Genomic DNA, 18,887 nt, shown 5'->3' on the forward strand with positions numbered 1-18,887 from the left:
GCGACGGGGTGCCTGCACGGGATGACCGGCTTGCCTTCCTTGGGGGCGCGGGGAACTGCGCGCCGAACCACGGCGTGCCCGCACCCGGCGACCGGCCTGTTCCGTTCCAGGGGCGCGGGGAACGGCGCGATCAGGCACGGCGGACCCGCACTCGGCGGCGGTCCGGTCTTCTTCAGGGGCGCGGGGAACTGCGCAATCGGCCACCCCTACGGCCGGCCAAGCAAGAAGGGAGCGCTCTCAGCAATGGGGCGAACCACGGCTATCCTGATCGGCAACCGCCGCCCTGAGGAGCCCCGAGGTGACCGAGCCGTCGACACAGCCACGCCCCACACTGGAGGCCGTGGCCGCCCGGGCGGGAGTCTCCCGAGCCACGGTGTCCCGCGTGGTCAACGGCGGCGAAGGCGTCCGGGAACCCCTCGTCGAGCGAGTGAGGCGCGCCGTCGACGAACTCGGTTACGTCCCCAACCAGGCCGCCCGCAGCCTCGTCACCCGACGCCACGACGCCGTGGCCGTGGTCATCGCCGAACCGGAGACCCGGGTCTTCGCGGACCCCTTCTTCGCGCTCCAGCTCCGAGGCATCAGCAAGGAGCTGACGGCCCACGACTCGCAGCTCGTCCTGCTGCTCACGGAGGGCCGCGACGACCACGCCCGCGTCGCGCGCTATCTCGCCGGCGGCCACGTCGACGGCGCGCTCGTCTTCTCGCTGCACCTCGACGACCCGCTGCCCCGCCTGATCCACGGGGTGCCGACCGTGTACGGGGGGCGCCCCGGCTGGAGCGACGGATCACGCGGTGTGGTCTACGTCGACTGCGACAACCGCGGCGGCGCCCGCGAGGCCGTACGGCATCTCGTCGGGCTCGGACGCACCCGCGTTGCCCACATCACCGGCCCCCTCGACCAGACCTCGGCGGTCGACCGGCTCGACGGGTTCCGTGACGTCATGGTGGACGTCGATCCGAGGCTGATCGTGGAGAGTGACTTCACCCCGGGGGGTGGTGAGGACGCCATGCGGGAACTGCTCGACCGCTGCCCGGACGTGGACGCGGTGTTCGCCGCGAACGACCTCACGGCGGTCGGGGCGATGCGGGTGCTGCGGGAGCAGGGGCGGCGGGTGCCGGAGGACGTGGCCGTGATCGGGTTCGACGACATGCTGCCGTTCACCGAGCAGGCCGATCCGCCGCTCACGACTGTCCGGCAGGACATCGAGGAGATGGGGCGGTTGATGGCGCGGCTGTTGTTGCGGGGGTTGGAGCGGGGGGCTGCCGCGGGGGTGCCGGCCAGTGTGGTGCTGCCCACGACGTTGGTGCGGCGGGTCTCGGCGTAGCCGCTCCGCGGGGGGTGAGTTTCGGGTACGGGTCCGCCGTGGCCGGTCGCGCAGTTCCCCGCGCCCCTGAAAGGCAAAAGACTGCGCAGTTCCCCGCGCCCCTCAAAGGCGCAGGAACGTCGTCGGGTGCGGGCACGTCGTGGCTGGGTGCGCCGTTCCCCGCGCCCCTTACGGGGCTCCTGGCAGGCGGGGTTGATCGGGGGCCCGCCAGGAGCGTGGGTTATGCGCCTACCGACACCGTGAAGCGGCGTGGGTTGCCGTCGTGGGCCGCGCCCGATACGTCGGGCTGGCCATCGGGGCGTACGTCGTCGTACGGGAAGGCGTAGCCGATGGGGGAGTTGGCGTGGACGACGCGCGCCCAGTGGTTGGTGACCGCGTCCGTGTAGTAGTCGGACGTGGTCGTCCCGTTGGGCTGGGTCGGGTGGGTGAGCATGATCGAGCGGTTGAAGCCGGCGGCGAGCCGCGCGAGGATCGCCTTCTTGTCGTCCGAGTCGCCCGGGTTGTTGGCGAACGGGCCGTGGTTGCAGGTGAAGATGTCCTTCGACGTGGGCTTGCTGAAGGTGTGACCACCGGCGAAGGTCAGCGTGTCACCGCTGACCCGGCCGGTGAGTACGCCCCTGCCGCCCTGAAGGTCGATCCCCAGGTCGGTCGAGCGGTACTTCTCCCAGACCTGGTCGATATAGCTGGTCCAGAGGTCGCGGAACGGCATCTCGGCCGGCCGGTCGAAGTACGGGGCCATCAGGTTCTGCGGCGAGACCACCCGCAGTACGGAACCGTCGCTGCCCCGGGTCACCAGCTTGTCCCAGGGCTGGCCGTCCTTGGCGGCCTGCGCCGTGAGGTCCGCGGCGATCCGGTCGACGGCGCCATTGGGCAGCGGGGCCACCGTGTGCGTGGCGTCGCCCTCCAGGGTCAGACCGATCGGCAGCGCGGTGACCAGGTCGACGTAGCTGATGTTGGCGTACAGCTGATCGGTGTTGAACGTGAACTCGCAGAACGACCACGTCCTGCCGTAGTTCGGGTCGGCGGGCGTGGCGAACGCGGGCTCGACCAGGGAGGGGCCCGGGTTGAGGTAGAAGTCGAGCGTGCTGTCCCGTACGAAGTAGACGCGCGCGCCGTACATCTGAGGCAGCGTCAGTATCCTGGCCGCCGAGCCTGCGGCGCCGAGGGGGATGGCGCAGTCGACGGGCAGCGGTGTCTGGGGCGCCGACGGGGAGGTGGGCCGGTAGACACTGCCGTCCGCGCGCAGCAGGACCCAGTTGCCCGTCGACTGCTCGTGCCCGGTGACGTACGCGCGGACCGTGCCGGGCAGGGAGTTGTTCTTGAGGGCGAGTTCACAGGTCGCGGGGGCGGCCTCGGCCGTCGGGCTGAGAGCGCTCCCCCAGACGGGGTAGCCGGCGGCGGCGGTGACGGCCGCGGTTCCGGTCAGAAACTTCCTGCGTGAGATCAAAGGTGTCTCCTGGGACGTGGGGGGAGGCAGGAGCGGCCGATGTATGGGGCATCGGTCTCCTGCGGGGCACCACTGTTCCCAGGGGGGAGTTGAAGCGTCAAGGGTTATGACTGAGAGCGCTCTCGAAAAGTTCGCGCCTTCAGAAGTTGACGGCAGGTCGGGCAGGGGCGCGGCCGGGGTCGGCCGGAGGGGGCGACCGCCTCCTGCCTGCCGTGCGGCCGTCGGCCCACCGGCTACCGTCAGCCCATGGTCGGCTCGCTCCTGAGCACCGCGAATCGTGCACCGTACGGGTCGGCGAGCTTGGCGATCCGGCCGACGCCCTCCACGGACGTGGCCGGCATACGGACCGTGCCACCCGTTCTCTGGGCCTTCGCGACCACGGTGTCCGTGTCCTCGACCTCGAAGTAGGGCAGCCAGTACGCCCCCGCCTCCTGCTCCGTCGGGTCGTCGGCCAAGGGGACGACACCGCCGAACATGCCGTCCTCGCCGCCCTCCGCGGGATTGATGCACGTGTAGACGCCGCTGGGGAACGGCATGGCCGAGGTCTCCATGCCAAGTACCGAGTGGTAGAACGCGGCAGCGGCGGCGATGTCCGGTGTGTACAGCTCGACCCAGCACAGGGAGCCGGGCTCACCCGCCACGTCGAGGCCGGGGAGTGCGGCGGGCTGCCAGATGCCGAAGGAGACGCCCGCCCGGTCGGCGAGGATGGCCATGCGGCCCTTGTCCATGACGTCGTCGGGCGGCACCAGCACGCCGCCCCCGGTTTGCTCGACCGCCTTGGCCGTGGCGTCGGCGTCCGGGCTCTGGAAATAGACGGTCCATGACGGCGGGCCCTGCTCGGGGGTGGTCTGCATACCGCCCGCCGCGGTCTTCCCGGCCGTCCGGAAGAAGCCGTAACCGCCGGAGTCGGGTCCCGCCGACTGGAACTCCCAGCCGAAGAGACCTCTGTAGAAGGAGGTGGCGCCGTCGATGTCGGGGGTGCCGAGGTCGAGCCAGTTCGGGGCGCCGGTGACGAAACGGGTGGTGAGCATGTTGCCCTCCTCTGCGGGGTCTCGTTGCCTGCACTGCCGAGTCTTGCACCGCCCACTGACAACCGCTGCCGGAGCGGGGCGCTGCCGCGGAGCGGACGGTCACACTCGGTGACCGCCCACGGCGTCTCGACGCGAGCGAGGGGCGCCCCCAGTCGTGCACCGGCCCCCGCTCGTGCGGGCACGAGTGACGAGGCGTGGGGCGACGCGTGGGGCGAGCCCGCCTCGTGACGAGACGTGGGGCGAGCCCACCGCGTGACGCCCGGCCTCGCCTGTTCGTCGCGCGTGACGGCCGAGCCGCGGACGCGATGACTCGGTCTCCGCCGTGCCTTGCGCGGCGACCGCGTGGTGCCGGGCGGCGCAAAGCCTTCTGGGCGGCGAGGCGCCCACCGTCGTCCACCAGCACCCACCCCCCCGCTCGTGCTCGGCGGCGGGCGCGAGTGATGGCCCGTGGGGCGGCCCGTCGCGTGACGGCCGACCTCGCCTGCCCGCCGCGCGTGACGGCCGAGCCCGCGGACGCGACGACTTGGCCTCCCCGCGCCCTGCGCGACGACCGCGCGGCGCCGGGCGGCGCGAAGCCTGCCGGGCCCAGCCCTTCCCGGGCGGGGGGTGGGGCGCCCACCGTCGTCACCAGCCCCCGGTGGCGCTTGGCGGCGGGTGCCCGCCCTCGGCCCAGCCCCCCCTGGGCGGCGGCTGCGGTGAGCTGCCGGCCGGGCGGCGTGCATTCGTTTCGGTGCTGCCGCGCGCCGGTGTGCGCTTGCTTCCTGCCAGGAGCATCATCGGGTTCTGCTGCGGGGCCGGGCCGCGCGCCTCGGACTACGACCGCCCCGGGTCCCGGATGCCCCGGGCTCGTACGCCCCAGGCTCCGGACGCCCAGGGGCTCGCGTTCCGTCCGGGGGTGGACCCGCACCGGCGTCCGGTCGGTGGTCGTTGAGTTTGTGTTGATCGGATGTTTTTCGATGCGCGACACGATCCCCGCATGCACAACGACACCACCGCCGCCGCGCCCGACCTCTCCTGGCAGGAACAGGCACTGTGCGCCCAGACCGGCTCCGACTTCTTCTTTCCCGAGCCGGGCAGCTCGGTGCGTGAGGCCAAGCAGATCTGCGGAATGTGCGAGATGCGCTCCGCGTGCCTCGAATACGCCCTCAACCACGACGAACGCTTCGGCGTCTGGGGCGGCCTCTCCGAGAAGGAACGCCTCAGCCTCCGACGCGCCCAGCACTAGCCCGGTAGTGGCGGAGGACGAGCCCCGTACCGGGCCGGCACCAGGGGCGCATCGGGAATTCCGAGCGCGTCACGGCCCACGGTGGGCACAATCCACCGCATGGTCCACACCCCGCGGCAGCAGGCCGAGAGTCTGCTGAACGCCCTCGATCCGCTGCCGTATCCCCTGCGTATGCGCGAACTCGTCGCGAGGGTGCGGGAGTTGGCGGACGCTCGTCCGTTGTTGGACGAGCTGGAGGCATGCGGGTCCTACGGGCGCGGGCTCGCCGTCGTCGCGGCGGCCGTCAGCCGGGACGCCGAGTGGGTCGGCGCACGGATCGCCGACCCTGACTCCTTCGTGCGCGGACACGCGCTGCTGGTGGCCGACAGCCTCCGCGTACCCGACTCCGCCTACGAGTCGGCGCTGGCCGACGCGCCCGAGGCGATACGCCGTGACCTGCTGCGTGCCGTGGTCTCGGGCCGGCGTACCGCGCTGGCGGACCGGCTCGTCGGCCCGCTGCGCGACGAGTGGGGCGACGCGGAGGCGGCCCGTCTGCTGCCCGGCTGCTCACCAGGCGCGGTCGCCCGGCTGCTGCCCTCGCTCTTCCACGCCGTACGGGGCTGGACCACCCTCGGCAGACGGCACCCGGAGGTCCTGCTGGACGCGGTGGAGGGCGAGTTGACCGCACTGCCCGCGTCGCTGCGCGATGCCTGGTGGCGACGGTACGCGCGCGCCGTGACGGCCACCGTGCCCTTCCGGCCGCTGCGTGCGCTGGAACTGGTCGAACGCTTCGCGCCCGACGGGATCCCGTATCAACTCCACGACCGGTTGCCCGCGTTCGCGGCCGTCGCGCCGCGGCGGGTGCTCCGGCTGCTCCTCGCGGGCGACCACCCCTCGGCCGGTGCCGTGCGAAGCCGTCCGCTGTTGCGCAGGCTGGCGCGGTCCGAGGAGACACCGGGTGATGAACTCCTCGCGCTCGGCTCGCTGTTGGCCGATCACGGCGATCTCGCCGTCCTTCTGGAGGCACTCCCACCCGCTCGCCGGTACGCCTTCTACAAAGAGGTGATGGCGGGCCGGGGCCCCGGGGGCCGCGGTGCTGTCGTCGATGCCGTCATCCTCGATGCCCTGCCGCGCAGTCGTGTCGCGGAGGAAGCGCGACGGGTGGCCGCCGCGGCCCGCGAGAGCGGCGCGACCTGGAACGCCGTCCTGCTCGCCGAGTCCTACCTGCCGGTCGCCCAGGTGCGCGAGCGGCTCGTCGAGGCGACACGCCGGCCCGCCGCCGAAGACCGCGCCCAGGCCTGGCCGTTGCTCATCGGCAATGCGGCCCGCTCCGGCGACCCGGCGGCCGTCGTCGGCGTACTGGAGGAGTCCGCCCGGCTCCGCAACGAGCAGGATCCGGTGCGGCAGCCTGCTCTGTGGGCGTTGTCCCGTGTCCCGCCTGCCCTGCTGACCGAGGAGGCCGCGCCCCACCTCGACAGGATCGTCGCCGACGCCGTCGACGCCCGGGACTCCTCGCCGGGAAGTCGGCGCAACCTCAGCCGGCTCGCCGTCTCCGTGCTCCGGGAGCATGCGGCGGGCGGATCACGGGAGTTGGTCAACTGGGCCCTGCGCACCCTCGTGCGGATCTCCGGCAACACCGGCGGCGCCGACCTGGGCCGACTCGACGCGACACTGCGCCGGGGGCAGGAGCACCAGGTGTACGAGGCGCTGCGGCCGTGGATCGAGGCCGGGGCGGAGAAGGCCGACTACGGCCTCGCCTTCGCGCTGGCCCGGGCCGTGGGGCGGCGCGCCGCCGGCATGACCGATCTGCAGGAACTCCTTTGGCAGGCCATCCGGTTCGGGAACGACACGACCGTCCGTACCGCCGTCGAGCTGTGGCTCGAACCGCCCGCCACCCGGGACGACAGAGCCGCCCGCGTCCTCGCACTCGACCCCTCGGCAGGCGTGCTGTGGCCCGTCCTCGCCGTGCTCACCCGCCGCCGTACCGACCTCCTCGACGTACTCCTGGCGGACACCCCGCCGTACGGGCGCTTCCTCATCAGGGGCAGCGCCTGGACCGTACCCGTGGGCCCTGACGTACGACGCTGGCTGCCCCGTCAACAGGACGCCTTGGTGCGGAAGTTGGCCGAGTCGGCAGCGGACGCGGGGCTGCCGGCGCATGCCAGGGCCGCCGCCGTCGAACAGGCGGCACGCGTACCGGGGCGGGGCGCCGAACTCGTCCGCCGCTGGACCGGTTCGCGCGACGTCGTGCTCGCGGAGGCCGCGCTCGGCGCGCTCGCCCACACCGACCGGCCCGGGGACGCGCTCCCCGAACTGCTCGCGCGCGCAGGCGACGACCGGGCCCGTGTCGCCGTGTACGCGGCCACCCGCGCGTCCCGGCACGTGGCGCCCTCCCTGCTCGCGGACCGGCTGCGTGACGTGCTGTCCGCACCGGACACCAAGGTGACCAGCCGCAAGGAGGCCGCGCGCCTCGCCGCCGCCCGGCTCCCGGCCCCGGTGGCCGCCCGCCTCCTCACCGAGGCGTACCGGCGGCCGGGCACCCACCTCGACGTCCGTGCCGCGTGCGTCGCCTTCGCGGGCTCGCTGCTCGCCCAGGAGCCCGTGTGGACGCTGCTGCACGACGCCGCCGGCGCCGAACCCGTCCTGCGCGCCGCCGTGCTGCGCGTCGCGCCCCTCGACCTGCCGGAACGGCACCGCGAGCGGTACGCCCGGCTCGTCCGCGACGTCTCCACGACCGACGACCCGCCGACCGCCGTCCTCGCCTACGGCGCCCTGGCCCGCTGGGCGCCCTGGTGCCCCGACGCGCCCACCGTCCTGGCCGCCGCCACGGCGGACCTGACGGACCGCACGAGCTGGCGAGCCGCCGCCCACGGCCTGGTGATCGCGGCGACGGGTTCGGACAGGGGAGCCGCGGGCGTACGAGCGGCCCTGCACGCGCTGGCGGAGGCCGAGACCGACGCCGACGCCGACGCCGAGCCCCTGAGGGACCGGCCCGCCCGGCAGCGCGTCGACCATCTCGTCGCGTGCCTGGCGCAGCAGGCCGAAGTCGCCGCCGGGGCCGTCCGCGCGGCGGCCCTCGGCGCCGCCGCGCTGCTGGCCAGGTACGACGGATTCGTGCCGCAGGCCGCCGCGATCACGGTGGCCCATCTCGACCTGGACGCCGAGCCGGAGCACCTGGACGCGGCCCTGTCCGAGCTGGCCGCGCTGACGGACGGACGGCCGGCGCTGGCGGCCGGTACCGCCACCGAACTCGCCGAACGGCTGGACCGCGCAACGCACGAAGGCGATGCCGAGACCCTGCTCGGCATCGCCCGGCGGCTCACCGCGCACGGCGGTCACGGCGAGGGACTGCTCGCCACGGCGGTCACGGTCGCACTCGGCACCCGCACGGACTGGCGGCAACCGTGGCGAGACCGGCTGAGAGCACTGCGCCGCCACCCGGTGGCCGACGTCCGCGACGCGGCACTGGCCCGGACGACGGCGTACGAGTGACAGATGCCCCGGCCCCGGCGGACACGCCAGGACCGGGGCAAAGGATCACACAACCGCGCGGCGGATCACACAGCCGCGCGGTGGCTCACACCGCGGCGGCGCGGGCCGCCATGCGGGCCTTGCGGGCCGCGAGCTTCTCGTCGAACTTGGCGGCCTCGGCGTCCAGGCCGCCCATGTACAGGCCGAGCTCCTCCTGTGCCTTGAGGCCCTCGGGGCCCAGGCCGTCGATCTGCAGGACCTTGAGGTGGCGCAGGACCGGCATCAGGACGTCGTCGTGGTGGATGCGCATGTTGTAGACCTCGCCGATCGCCATCTGCGCGGCGGCGCGCTCGAAGCCGGGCATGCCGTGGCCGGGCATCCGGAACTGGACGATGACGTCCCGCACGGCCTGCATGGTCAGGTCGGGGGCCAGCTCGAACGCGGCCTTCAGGAGGTTGCGGTAGAAGACCATGTGCAGGTTCTCGTCGGTCGCGATGCGTGCCAGCATGCGGTCGCAGACGGGGTCGCCCGACTGGTGTCCGGTGTTGCGGTGCGAGACGCGGGTCGCCAGCTCCTGGAAGGCGACGTACGCGACGGAGTGCAGCATCGAGTGCCGGTTGTCCGACTCGAAGCCCTCACTCATGTGCTGCATACGGAACGCCTCGAGCTGGTCGGGGTCCACGGCGCGCGACGCGAGCAGGTAGTCGCGCATCACGATGCCGTGGCGGCCCTCCTCGGCGGTCCAGCGGTGCACCCAGGTGCCCCAGGCGCCGTCGCGGCCGAAGAGGGAGGCGATTTCGTGGTGGTAGCTGGGCAGGTTGTCCTCGGTCAGGAGGTTCACGACGAGCGCGATACGGCCGAGCTCGGTGACCTTGGACTGCTCCTTGCCCCAGGCCTCGCCGTCCTCGAAGATTCCGGGGAAGTTGCGGGCGTCGGACCAGGGCACGTACTCGTGCGGCATCCAGTCCTTCGCGACCTTCAGGTGCCGGTTGAGTTCGGTCTCCACCACTTCTTCCAGTGCGAACAGCAGCCGGGCGTCGGTCCAGTCGGAGGACGGGCTGCCGAGATGGGGAGAAGTGATCGTCACAGGGGCTCCAGGGGGGACGTAAATGCTGAGCGTTCACCTAACCTACGGCATCGTAGGCTACGTATCCGTAGGTTACGATGCCGTAGGTTAAGCGTGCCGTAAAGAGCCCTGATCAGCGACGATCTACGTGAAGATCGATCCGGGCAGCATACGGAGGCCGCCCGTCCGGCGGATGCGCAGGTCCCGGGGCCGCTCGCGGGGCCCTCCGGCTCTCAGACGTACAGCTCCCGCAGCCGGACCGAGAGGCATGTCACACAGCCTTCGAGCTTCTCGAACTCGCTGATGTCGACCAGCACGGGCTCGTGACCGAGTTCCGCGAACAGGTCGGCGGTCTTCGGGGCGCTCGCCGCCATCAGCAGCTTTCCGCCGCCGAGCAGGACGACGTGCGAGCCGGCCTCCTCCGGCACCGCCAAGAAGCGCGGGAACAGCGATGGCGTGTCCACCAGCGGCTCGTACCCGACGATCGTGCCGTCGGGCAGCGCCGTGACGGCCGACTTCAGGTGCAGCACCTTGCTGACCGGTACGGCGACGACCCGGGCGCCGAGCGGCTCGAACGTGGCCCGCAGCTGCTGGATGCCTGCGCCGTTGGTGCGTCCGCCCTGGCCCACGTAGATCGTGTTGCCGACCTTCAGGACGTCGCCGCCGTCGAGCGTGCCCGGCTCCCAGACCCAGTTCACCGAGCAGCCGAGCCGGGCCACCGCCTCCTCGACACCGGCGGTCTCGCCGCGCCGGGACTCCGCGCCGGGGCGGCCGATCAGCGCCACGTTGCGGAAGACGACGACCGCGTCCTCCACGAACACGGCGTCCGGGCAGTCGTCGGCGGGCTCCGCCTCGACGGTCTCCCAGCCGTGCGTACGCAGTGCCGACGCGTACGCCTCCCACTGTTCGAGCGCCAGGCCGACGTCGACCGGCGTGCGCTCCAGGTGTGTGACGAGACCTTCGGCCAGGCGGGGGCCGGGACGGCGGATGAGGGCCTTCTGGCTGGGCACGTGCGGGTCTCCGTCTCAGGCAGGGTGTGTCCCGCACATCATGCAGCCCTCAAGCACCCCACAACAGCCCCAGCCCTGTAAGGGAAGCGGGGAACTGCGCGGCCGGCCCGCACGCACCCGCACGCGACGACGGCCCCGGCAGGGCACCGGCACGGAACCATCGAACGTGCGGCCCCGGTGGGGGCGGGCCGCGCAGTTCCCCGCGCCCCTCAGGAGCGCGGCTCCGCCACCGCCTCGGGTGTCGTCTCCGTCAGCTCCCCCTCCAGGAGGAGCCACCGGGTGATCCCGATCGACTCCAGGAACGGCACATCATGGCTGGCCACGATCAGCGCCCCCTCGTACGACTCCAGCGCCGTGGTGAGCTGCCGCACGCTCGCCATGTCGAGGTTGTTCGTCGGCTCGTCGAGCATCAGCAGCTGCGGCGCGGGCTCGGCGAGCATCAGCGCGGCCAGGGCCGCCCGGAACCGCTCGCCGCCGGACAGCGTCGCCGCCCGCTGATCGGCCCGCGCGCCCCGGAACAGGAAGCGCGCCAGCCGCGCCCGGACCCGGTTGTTGGTGGCGCCCGGCGAGAACCGGGCCACGTTCTCGGCGACCGTCAGCTCGTCGTCGAGCACGTCGAGACGCTGCGGCAGGAAACGCAGCGGCACATGCGCCCGCGCCTCCCCGGCGACGGGATCCAGCTCCCCGGCGACGGTCCGCAGCAGCGTCGTCTTGCCCGCGCCGTTGCGCCCGATCAGGGCGACCCGCTCGGGCCCGCGCAGATCGAAGGAGCCCACGCTCGCCCCGTACGCCAGCTCCAGGTCCAGGAGCGTGAGGACGTTACGGCCCGGCGGCACGGCCGTGTACGGCAGGTCGACGCGGATCTCGTCGTCGTCCCGCACCGCCTCCACGGCGTCGTCGAGCCGCTCCTTGGCCTCGGCGAGTTTCTCCTCGTGCATGATGCGGTGCTTGCCCGCGGACTCCTGGGCCGCGCGTTTACGCGCCCCCATCACGATCTTCGGCTCACGTTTCTGCTCGAACATCTTCTGGCCGTACCGCTTGCGACGGGCCAGCTTGACCTGCGCGTCGGCCAGTTCGCGCTTCTGCTTCCTCAGATCGGACTCGGCGACGCGCACCATGCGCTCGGCTGCTTCCTGTTCGGTGGCGAGGGCGTCCTCGTACGCCGAGTAGTTGCCGCCGTACCAGGTGACCTCGCCGGAGCGCAGATCGGCGATCTGGTCGACCAGGTCGAGGAGTTCGCGGTCGTGGCTGACCACGACCATGACTCCGGAGTAGCCCTCGACGGCCGCGTACAGCCGGCGGCGGGCATACAGGTCGAGGTTGTTGGTGGGCTCGTCGAGGAGGAGTACGTCGGGCCGGCGCAGCAGCAGCGCGGCCAGCCGCAGCAGGACCGACTCGCCGCCCGAGACCTCGCCGATGGTGCGGTCGAGCCCGATGTGGCCGAGACCGAGTTCGCCGAGTGTCGCGACGGCGCGCTCCTCGACGTCCCAGTCGTCGCCCACGACCTCGAAGTGCTCCTCGGACACGTCGCCCGACTCGATGGCGTGCAGCGCGGCGCGCTTGGCCGCGATGTCCAGCACCTCGTCGACCCGCAGCCCGGTGTCGAGGGTGACGTTCTGGGGGAGGCGGCCGACCTCGCCCGCGACACGGACGGTGCCCTCGGCCGGGACGAGTTCTCCCGCGATCAGCTTCAACAGGGTTGATTTGCCCGATCCGTTGACGCCGACGAGCCCGGTCCTGCCGGGCCCGAAGGCCACCTGGAGGTCCTCGAAGACGGGAGTGCCGTCGGGCCAGGCGAAGGAGAGGGAGGTGCAGGTGATGGAAGTGGGGGTACTGGACATACAGGCCTCGCAGTGCTGGATGCGGTCAGGGCGACACGTATCGAGACACCGGGAGGCGGCGACGGCCGGAAGGACGGAGTCCTCCGGGGCGATCGCGGAGCATGGGAAAAGCCCTGTTCCGCGGGACGGCTCGGAGCCGAGGTCGCACGCTGCGCACACACGGACACGTGTGTGACGCGGTGTCTCAAGACCTCAGACGAGCAACGTCCTTCTCCATTCGGCGACAACAGGACCGCTTTACACCGTAGGAGGGCACCCGACGGCTGTCAACGAATTAACGTGCCGCTGACCTCGACCCCGAGGCCAGCCCTGGCCCCGATCTCCACACCCCGACCCCGAATCCTCCGCCCCCGACCGCCCGAAGGAGACCCCGTGCCCATCGGCCCGCTCTCGCTGCCCGCCCGTCTCTGCCTGCTGGCCTGGGACACGTCGAAGCTCAAGGTCACCGGCTCTTCCCAGCTCCCGCACCTGGTCCGGGCCGGTGCGCTCACCGAGCTGGCGCAGCGCGGACTGCTGGCGGACGCGGACGGCGTCGCCACGCCCACCGATCCGGACGGCAGGACCGGGGACGCGGCACTCGACGGGCTGCTGGAACTCATCGAGGAGTCCCGGCCGCACAAGTGGAAGACCTGGGTCAGCCTGCGGGCGCGCATCACGCTGGACGCCGTACAGGCGCAGCTCGCCGCGGACGGGTATCTGCGGGCCGAGAAGACACGGGTGCTCGGCGTCTTCCCGTCCGTGGAGTACGAGATCGGGCGCGTCGCCGTCGTGGAGGGGCTGCGGGCGGAGGCCCGGCAGGTGCTGGAGGGGCCGGTGCCCGTCGACGCGGTGTCCGAGCGGGACGCGGCGCTCGTCGCCCTCGCCGCCGCGGCCGAACTGCGCACGCTCGTGTCGGGCAGGGAGCGGCGCCAGTACGACGAGCGGATCGCGGCCCTGACCGACCGAAGCGGGACGGCGATCCCGGTTCTGCGGCAGGCGGTCCAGGAGGTGCGGTCGGCGGTGTCCGTGGCGATGGCGGCACCCGGGGTGCCTGGGAACTGAGGGGGCAGGGCCACGCTCGTCCGCGCTCATGGCTCATGCTCGTCGGCCGTGCCGCGCGGGAGCTGCTGGACACGGGACGAACGAGACACGGGACCGTACGAGCCACAGGACGTACGAGACACAGACGTACGAGGCGCGGGCAGGCGCTCTCCACCGCTCGGCCCCGACTACGGCGAGCGCCTGGCGAGGCGTGCGCCCGGGCCGACCGAAGTACGCCCGTCGGCCCGTCGGCCCATAAGACCGTCCGGGCGCGCTGCTCGCTCAGCAGGAGTCGCGCAGCAACTCGGCGAGATCGTGGTCCAGATCCTGGTGCAGGTGCTCAAGGCCGACGGGCACCAGCTCCGTCGAGCTCGCCAGGAAGTGCCGCAGTTCGCCGGCGCGCACGTGGATCACGGCGGTGCCCTCCGGAGCGTGGAACTCCAGGACGATGCGGTCGTATCCGTACGGCCGCACACGCACGTCGCCGTGGCCGACCTCCTCCTCCAGGCCCGAGGCGAGCAGCTCGCGGGCGAAGGTCCAGCACACCTCCACCCCTTCGAGTGTGGACGGGGCGGGGAAGGACATGCGGACGGCGAAGGGATCGTGCGGGTCGTAGCTGAGCGTCGCGGGAATGCTCGGCATCCGCGGCGCGGCGGCGACGAGGCGGGCCTCTACGGGCTGCTCGATAACGGTGGACAACGCCTTGCTCCCTTGTGACGTGCGGACGAACTGCGGACGGATGAGCCGGGCACTTGTAAGGACGTCGGAACCGGCCAATCCGTGCCTGCGAAAACGCATGAAGTCCTAGTGACCTCCGTCACCGCCTTCAATCACGGGAGTGATCGTTGATTTCCTGAGTGACCGCTGATGCCTCCCGGGGCATCTGGACGTGATCGGGGGAGTGGGCTAGCTTCGCCCGCCATGAGGGGCTTGGGCAAGACGCGACGCACGAGTAACAAGGTATTCACGAGGCGCCTGTTGGCCGTGGGGGTGTGCGGAGCGGCGGTCGTGGCCGCGCTCACGGGGCCCGCACAGGCGGACGGAGCGGTCGACAAGGGGTCGAGTGGCGCAAAACCGCCGCACTGGGAGCTGAAGGACAGCGGCACGGACGCGCGCTTCCGCGGGCTGGCCGCGGTCAGCCGCAGCACCGCCTGGCTGGCGGGTTCCAAGGGCACCGTGCTGCGGACCACCGACGGCGGCGCGAAGTGGCGGAACGTCTCGCCGCCCGGGGCCGCCGACCTGGAGTTCCGTGACGTCGAGGCCTTCGACGGCAGGCGTGCCGTGGTGCTGGCCATCGGGGAGGGCGAGGCGTCCAGGATCCTGCGGACCGAGGACGGCGGCGCGACCTGGACCGAGTCCTTCCGCAACACCGACGCCAAGGCCTTCTACGACTGCGTGACCTTCTTCGACGCGCGCCACGGCCTGGCGATGAGCGACCCCGTGGACGGGAAGTTCCGCATCCTGTCGACCGGCGACGGCGGCCGCTCCTGGAAGGTGCTGCCGAGCACGGGCATGCCCCCGGCCCAGGAGGGCGAGGCGGGCTTCGCGGCCAGTGGGCAGTGCCTGGTCAGCTCGGGTCCGCGTGACGTGTGGCTGGCCACGGGCGGGGCGGCACGCGCGCGCGTGCTGCACTCCTCCGACCGCGGCCGGACCTGGACCGCCACCGACACCCCGGTCCCGGCGGGCGACCCGGCCCGCGGGGTCTTCGCCCTCGCCTTCCGTGACCGGACGCACGGCATCGCGGTCGGCGGCGACTACCGCGCCGACCAGGCCTCGCCGAAGGCGGCGGCGGTCAGCGGGAACGCCGGCCGCACCTGGACGACGGCCGGCACACCGCCGCCGGCCTACCGCTCGGGCGTCGCCTGGCTCCCGCACAGCCGCACCTCCGCCCTCGCGGTCGGCCCCACCGGCACCGACCTCACCAGGGACGGCGGCCGCACCTGGCGCACGCTGGACACCGGCTCGTACGACACCGTGGACTGCACCCCGGACCTGGCCTGCTGGGCGGCGGGCGAGAAGGGCCGGGTGGCACGACTGGAACGCTGACGCGCGGGCCGGCGCCCCGGGCGGCCGGTCTAGGCTCGACGGCACCATGACGATGACGACCGTACGCATCCCCGCGGGCTGGCCCGCCACCGAAGAGCGGGCCCGGGCCGTGCAGGACGAGTTGCGGGGGCGGGTGGTCCTCGACGAGCCGGGACCGCCGCCGGGAACCGGCCGGGTGACCGGTGTCGACGTGGCGTACGACGACGAGCGCGACGTCGTCGTGGCCGCGGCCGTGGTGCTGGATTCGGCGACCCTCGACGTGGTCGCCGAATCCACGGCCGTCGGCCGGGTGCCCTTCCCGTACGTTCCCGGGCTGCTCGCCTTCCGGGAGATCCCGGCGGTGCTGGCCGCCCTCGAAGCACTGCCGTGCGCACCGGGCCTGGTGGTCTGCGACGGCTACGGACTCGCCCATCCCCGCCGCTTCGGCCTGGCGAGCCATCTCGGCGTCCTCACCGGCCTCCCGACGATCGGGGTCGCCAAGAACCCGTTCACGTTCGCGTACGAGGAGCCGGGCACCCCGCGCGGATCGTCCTCCCCGCTGCTCGCGGGCGAGGAGGAGGTCGGCCGGGCGCTGCGCACCCAGGCGGGGGTCAAGCCGGTGTTCGTCTCGGTCGGCCACCGGGTGACGCTGGAGACCGCCTGCGCCCACACCCTCCACCTCGCACCGCGCTTCCGCCAGCCGGAGACGACCCGCCACGCGGACGCGCTGTGCCGCCGGGCACTGAGGACGACGACGGCCTGAACAAGCTTTCCGGGCGCGGCTGTTGCGTACGAGTTCTGCGTACGGCTTCTGAGTACGTGTCCTGAGTACGAGTTCTGAGTACGCGTACGGATGTTCCAGTCCGCCATGATCGGCAGGCTGGGCCGCATGACGACACACCGTGCTCCCAAGACCGCCGCAGGCACCGCTACCCAGCCCGTCGAGCGTGCCGTGATGGCGGGTCTCGTCCTGGCGGTCGTGGCCGGCGTCGCCTGGACAGCCGGAATGATCTACACGCTTATCGAGTGGCCGTTCTGAGCAGCTCCTCACGCCCGATGACGTCGGCCCGCGTGGCCGGCACCGTGCAGGCGTAGGCCCCGGCGATCGCGCCGAAGAGGCCGCACCGCTCCGGCGGTTCACCCGTCAGCCGTCCGAAGAGGTAGCCCGCCGCGAAGGCGTCCCCGGCCCCGTTCGAGTCCACGACCGGCGCGGACGGAGTGACGGGCGGGATGTGCGTCAGCTCGCCGCCGAGCAGCTGGTACGCGCCGTCGGCCCCGGCCGTGGCGACGACCACCTCGGCCCGGCCCCGCTCGGCGATCCGCCGCATGGTCCTTTCCGGGTCCGCCAGTTCGGCCGTCGACAGGAAGACGACGTCGGCGGCGTACGCGAACTGTTCCTGGTAGGACTGCGTGCCGTCCCAGTTGTGCAGGTCGGTCGAGACGGTCGCCCCCGTCTCCCGCAGTACCGGGAGGGCGTGCGCGCAGGGCTGGGTGATGGAGACGTGGACATGGCGGCTCACCGCGGCGAGGGCCCGTACGGTCTCCGGGGGCAGCCGGTCGTCCTCGTGCCCGCGCGTGCTGTCGTAGAGGGACAGCCGCCGGCCGTCCGGTCCTACGAGGTTCACGGCCCGCTTGGTGCCGGCCGGCTGGGGGACCTCGGTGAGCGGGACGCCCCGGTCGCGGTGCAGGGCCCGCACCAGATCACCGTGATGATCGGCGCCGAGCAGGTCGAGATGGTGCGTGCGCAGTCCGAGGGCGTGTGCCCCGAGCGCGACGAAGTCCCCGGTCTGCCCGGCCCGCGCCTCGATCGCGGGCACCATGTGACTGTCGGCGTAGGGCAACGGCAACGCGGGCACGTAGACGATGGTGTCGACCCCGGCACCCCCGAGAACGAGCACATCGATACCTGAACTCACAACAGCTCCTGTCTCACTTGTTCTGCACGGGCGGCGGGTCTGCCTTGAGGGGCGCGGGGAACTGCGCACCCAGCCCCGACGGAGCCGCACCATCCAGCCGCCCCCGCTCCCGCCCCCGCTCTCGCCCACACCAACAGCGGAGCGTCACCGCACCGCGGCGACCCGGAACCCGATCCCGGCCTCCCGCAGCCGCTCGATGAGCGGATCCCCCATGGCGACGGCCGTCGTCACCTGCCCCGAGGTGGGAGGGAGTTCGTCGAAGGCGAGACACAACGCGGACTCGGCCAGCATCTTGGCGGTGTCCCCGTAGCCGGGATCCCCGCCGGCCACCTCGGTGAAGACCCGCTTCCCACCGCCCTCGCCGACGAACCGCACCGAGAACCAGCTGGCGGCCCGCTTCTCCTCGCTCGGCCCCTCACCCGGCTTGAACCGGTTCGACAGCCAGCGCCGCACGGGCGGCACCTGCGCCGCCATGAAGAGGGCCCCGGCCCCGGCCGCCCCGCCCACGGCCGACGGCAGCGTCTCGACCGCCGCGTAGTGGCGGTAGCGGAAGTCGGGCCCGTACCGTTCCAGCGCCCGCGCGGACCGTTGCACGATCTGCGCGTCGATGGTGGGCAACGGCAGTGCCCACGCGCCGAGTTCCCTCGCGTAGCGAGGGGCGCTCGGGGGCGCGTACGCCCGGCGTCCGACCAGACGCGGTTCGTGCCGCCTGCGATCGCGCGCGGCGGCGATCATGTGCCGTCCGCGGGAGAACTGGTTGAGGGCGGACGCGAAGGTGCCGCCCGAGAACATCGCCCCGACCCGCACGAAGCCGTCCACGGTCAGCGGCACCCCTTCGGGCAGCTGCCGCACGGTGAAGTACGCGCCCAGGTCGTGGGGGATCGAGTCGAATCCGGCGGCGTGCACCAGCCGGGCACCGGTCTCACGCGCGCGTGCGTCGTGCCGCACGTACATGAGGTCCACGAACTCGGGCTCTCCGCACAGATCCAGGTAGTCGGTGCCGGCGTCCGCGCAGGCGGCGACCAGCTCCTCGCCGTACGCCACGTAGGGGCCGACGGTCGTGGCCACCACGCGCGCGTGCTCCGCGAGTTCCCGCAGGGAGCCCGGATCGGTGACGTCGGCCCGCAGCACGGGCAGCTCCGCGCAAGCGGGGTCGATCACCGCCAGGCGGTCCCGCAGCCGTTCCAGTTTCGCGGTGTCGCGGGCCGCGATCGCCCAGCGCAGCCCTTCGGGAGCGTGTGCGGCGAGGTACTCCGCGGTGAGCCTTCCGACGAAGCCCGTGGCTCCGAAGAGCACGATGTCGTACGCGCGCTCGGTCCTGTCCTGCCTGCTCATGGCACCTCTCAGCCGTTCAGCCCGCGCCGTTGTCGGTGGCCGAGGCTAGCGTGAGGTACGAGGAGCCGAACCAGGACCCCGCCGCAGGGGCCGGGCTGGGCCGCCGCGTCCACCCGGTCTGAGCCCGCCGGGCCGCGCTCGTCGCCCGCGCTGTGACCCGCGCCCGCCGCCGACGCCCGGCGGCCGGTGACCCGCGC

15 protein-coding genes are annotated in these 18,887 nt (G+C 72.6%); 7 read left to right on the forward strand and 8 right to left on the reverse strand.

Annotation, left to right across the window (positions count from 1 at the left end; all coding sequences use genetic code 11):
• The first annotated feature begins 298 nt into the window (after positions 1-298).
• On the forward strand, positions 299-1,324 hold the full coding sequence (locus IE278_RS14180; RefSeq protein WP_189772246.1) for a LacI family DNA-binding transcriptional regulator: 1,026 nt from the start codon (positions 299-301) through the stop codon (positions 1,322-1,324).
• Between the two features lie 220 nt (positions 1,325-1,544).
• Here the strand turns inward: IE278_RS14180 and IE278_RS14185 are convergent, their stop codons facing one another.
• Together IE278_RS14185 and IE278_RS14190 are read right to left on the reverse strand one after the other, a co-directional pair.
• Positions 1,545-2,771 (reverse strand): glycoside hydrolase family 64 protein, encoded by a 1,227-nt coding sequence (locus IE278_RS14185; protein ID WP_189772248.1) that lies wholly within the window; start codon positions 2,769-2,771, stop codon positions 1,545-1,547.
• A 239-nt stretch (positions 2,772-3,010) separates the two neighbouring features.
• Complete coding sequence (locus tag IE278_RS14190) at positions 3,011-3,802, reverse strand: VOC family protein (protein WP_189772250.1); 792 nt, start codon at positions 3,800-3,802, stop codon at positions 3,011-3,013.
• 976 nt (positions 3,803-4,778) lie between these two features.
• Between IE278_RS14190 and IE278_RS14195 the strand changes: the two genes are divergently transcribed.
• Together IE278_RS14195 and IE278_RS14200 are read left to right on the forward strand one after the other, a co-directional pair.
• Positions 4,779-5,027 carry a WhiB family transcriptional regulator gene (locus IE278_RS14195; protein ID WP_189772252.1) on the forward strand — a complete coding sequence of 83 codons (249 nt, stop codon included), beginning with the start codon at positions 4,779-4,781 and terminating at the stop codon, positions 5,025-5,027.
• Between the two features lie 99 nt (positions 5,028-5,126).
• The gene (locus IE278_RS14200; RefSeq protein WP_189772254.1) at positions 5,127-8,498 is read left to right on the forward strand and encodes a hypothetical protein; all 3,372 of its coding nucleotides are present in this window, start codon (positions 5,127-5,129) and stop codon (positions 8,496-8,498) included.
• A gap of 85 nt (positions 8,499-8,583) precedes the next feature.
• Here the strand turns inward: IE278_RS14200 and IE278_RS14205 are convergent, their stop codons facing one another.
• The 3 genes from IE278_RS14205 to IE278_RS14215 form a co-directional block, all read right to left on the reverse strand.
• Positions 8,584-9,564, reverse strand: a complete 981-nt coding sequence (locus IE278_RS14205; RefSeq protein ID WP_189772256.1) for an acyl-ACP desaturase — start codon at positions 9,562-9,564, stop codon at positions 8,584-8,586.
• A 212-nt stretch (positions 9,565-9,776) separates the two neighbouring features.
• A complete protein-coding gene (ddaH, locus tag IE278_RS14210; RefSeq protein ID WP_189772258.1) occupies positions 9,777-10,553 on the reverse strand; it encodes a dimethylargininase in 777 nt (258 codons plus the stop codon).
• Between the two features lie 209 nt (positions 10,554-10,762).
• Positions 10,763-12,394: an ABC-F family ATP-binding cassette domain-containing protein gene (locus IE278_RS14215; RefSeq protein ID WP_189772259.1), complete on the reverse strand. Its 1,632-nt coding sequence runs from the start codon at positions 12,392-12,394 to the stop codon at positions 10,763-10,765.
• Positions 12,395-12,766: 372 nt separating this feature from the next.
• On the opposite strand from IE278_RS14215, the gene IE278_RS14220 reads away from it, so the two are divergent.
• Entirely contained in the window at positions 12,767-13,435 is a 669-nt protein-coding gene (locus IE278_RS14220; protein WP_189772260.1) for a GOLPH3/VPS74 family protein, read from the forward strand.
• Between the two features lie 261 nt (positions 13,436-13,696).
• Here IE278_RS14220 and ssgD read toward each other — a convergent pair whose 3' ends face one another.
• Positions 13,697-14,113, reverse strand: a complete 417-nt coding sequence (gene ssgD, locus IE278_RS14225; protein ID WP_189772261.1) for a spore wall synthesis regulator SsgD — start codon at positions 14,111-14,113, stop codon at positions 13,697-13,699.
• Positions 14,114-14,335: 222 nt separating this feature from the next.
• On the opposite strand from ssgD, the gene IE278_RS14230 reads away from it, so the two are divergent.
• From IE278_RS14230 to mmpA, 3 genes are all read left to right on the forward strand, one after another.
• Entirely contained in the window at positions 14,336-15,460 is a 1,125-nt protein-coding gene (locus tag IE278_RS14230; RefSeq protein WP_189772262.1) for a WD40/YVTN/BNR-like repeat-containing protein, read from the forward strand.
• A 52-nt stretch (positions 15,461-15,512) separates the two neighbouring features.
• Positions 15,513-16,202 (forward strand): endonuclease V, encoded by a 690-nt coding sequence (locus IE278_RS14235; RefSeq protein WP_189772435.1) that lies wholly within the window; start codon positions 15,513-15,515, stop codon positions 16,200-16,202.
• Between the two features lie 126 nt (positions 16,203-16,328).
• Complete coding sequence (gene mmpA / locus IE278_RS14240) at positions 16,329-16,478, forward strand: morphogenic membrane protein MmpA (protein WP_189772468.1); 150 nt, start codon at positions 16,329-16,331, stop codon at positions 16,476-16,478.
• On the opposite strand, the gene IE278_RS14245 is transcribed toward mmpA, so the two are convergent.
• Together IE278_RS14245 and IE278_RS14250 are read right to left on the reverse strand one after the other, a co-directional pair.
• Positions 16,459-17,355, reverse strand: coding sequence for an adenosine kinase (locus IE278_RS14245; RefSeq protein WP_246570312.1), 897 nt, complete (start codon positions 17,353-17,355; stop codon positions 16,459-16,461). The two genes, mmpA and IE278_RS14245, sit on opposite strands and share 20 nt — an antisense overlap.
• Positions 17,356-17,499: 144 nt before the next feature.
• On the reverse strand, positions 17,500-18,690 hold the full coding sequence (locus tag IE278_RS14250) for a saccharopine dehydrogenase family protein (protein WP_189772263.1): 1,191 nt from the start codon (positions 18,688-18,690) through the stop codon (positions 17,500-17,502).
• Between the last annotated feature and the right edge of the window lie 197 nt (positions 18,691-18,887).

The sequence above is a fragment of the Streptomyces tauricus genome, assembly GCF_014650955.1.
Classification (GTDB): Bacteria; Actinomycetota; Actinomycetes; order Streptomycetales; family Streptomycetaceae; genus Streptomyces; species Streptomyces tauricus.

Excerpts from the sequence above, each read along its gene's own strand:
- IE278_RS14250 (WP_189772263.1), bottom strand. The coding sequence starts at position 18,690 with ATGAGCAGGCAGGACAGGACCGAGCGCGCGTACGACATCGTGCTCTTC.
- IE278_RS14200 (WP_189772254.1), top strand. The coding sequence starts at position 5,127 with ATGGTCCACACCCCGCGGCAGCAGGCCGAGAGTCTGCTGAACGCCCTC.
- IE278_RS14235 (WP_189772435.1), top strand. The coding sequence starts at position 15,513 with ATGACGACCGTACGCATCCCCGCGGGCTGGCCCGCCACCGAAGAGCGG.
- IE278_RS14190 (WP_189772250.1), bottom strand. The coding sequence starts at position 3,802 with ATGCTCACCACCCGTTTCGTCACCGGCGCCCCGAACTGGCTCGACCTC.
- IE278_RS14195 (WP_189772252.1), top strand. The coding sequence starts at position 4,779 with ATGCACAACGACACCACCGCCGCCGCGCCCGACCTCTCCTGGCAGGAA.
- IE278_RS14230 (WP_189772262.1), top strand. The coding sequence starts at position 14,336 with ATGAGGGGCTTGGGCAAGACGCGACGCACGAGTAACAAGGTATTCACG.
- IE278_RS14215 (WP_189772259.1), bottom strand. The coding sequence starts at position 12,394 with ATGTCCAGTACCCCCACTTCCATCACCTGCACCTCCCTCTCCTTCGCC.
- mmpA (WP_189772468.1), top strand. The coding sequence starts at position 16,329 with ATGACGACACACCGTGCTCCCAAGACCGCCGCAGGCACCGCTACCCAG.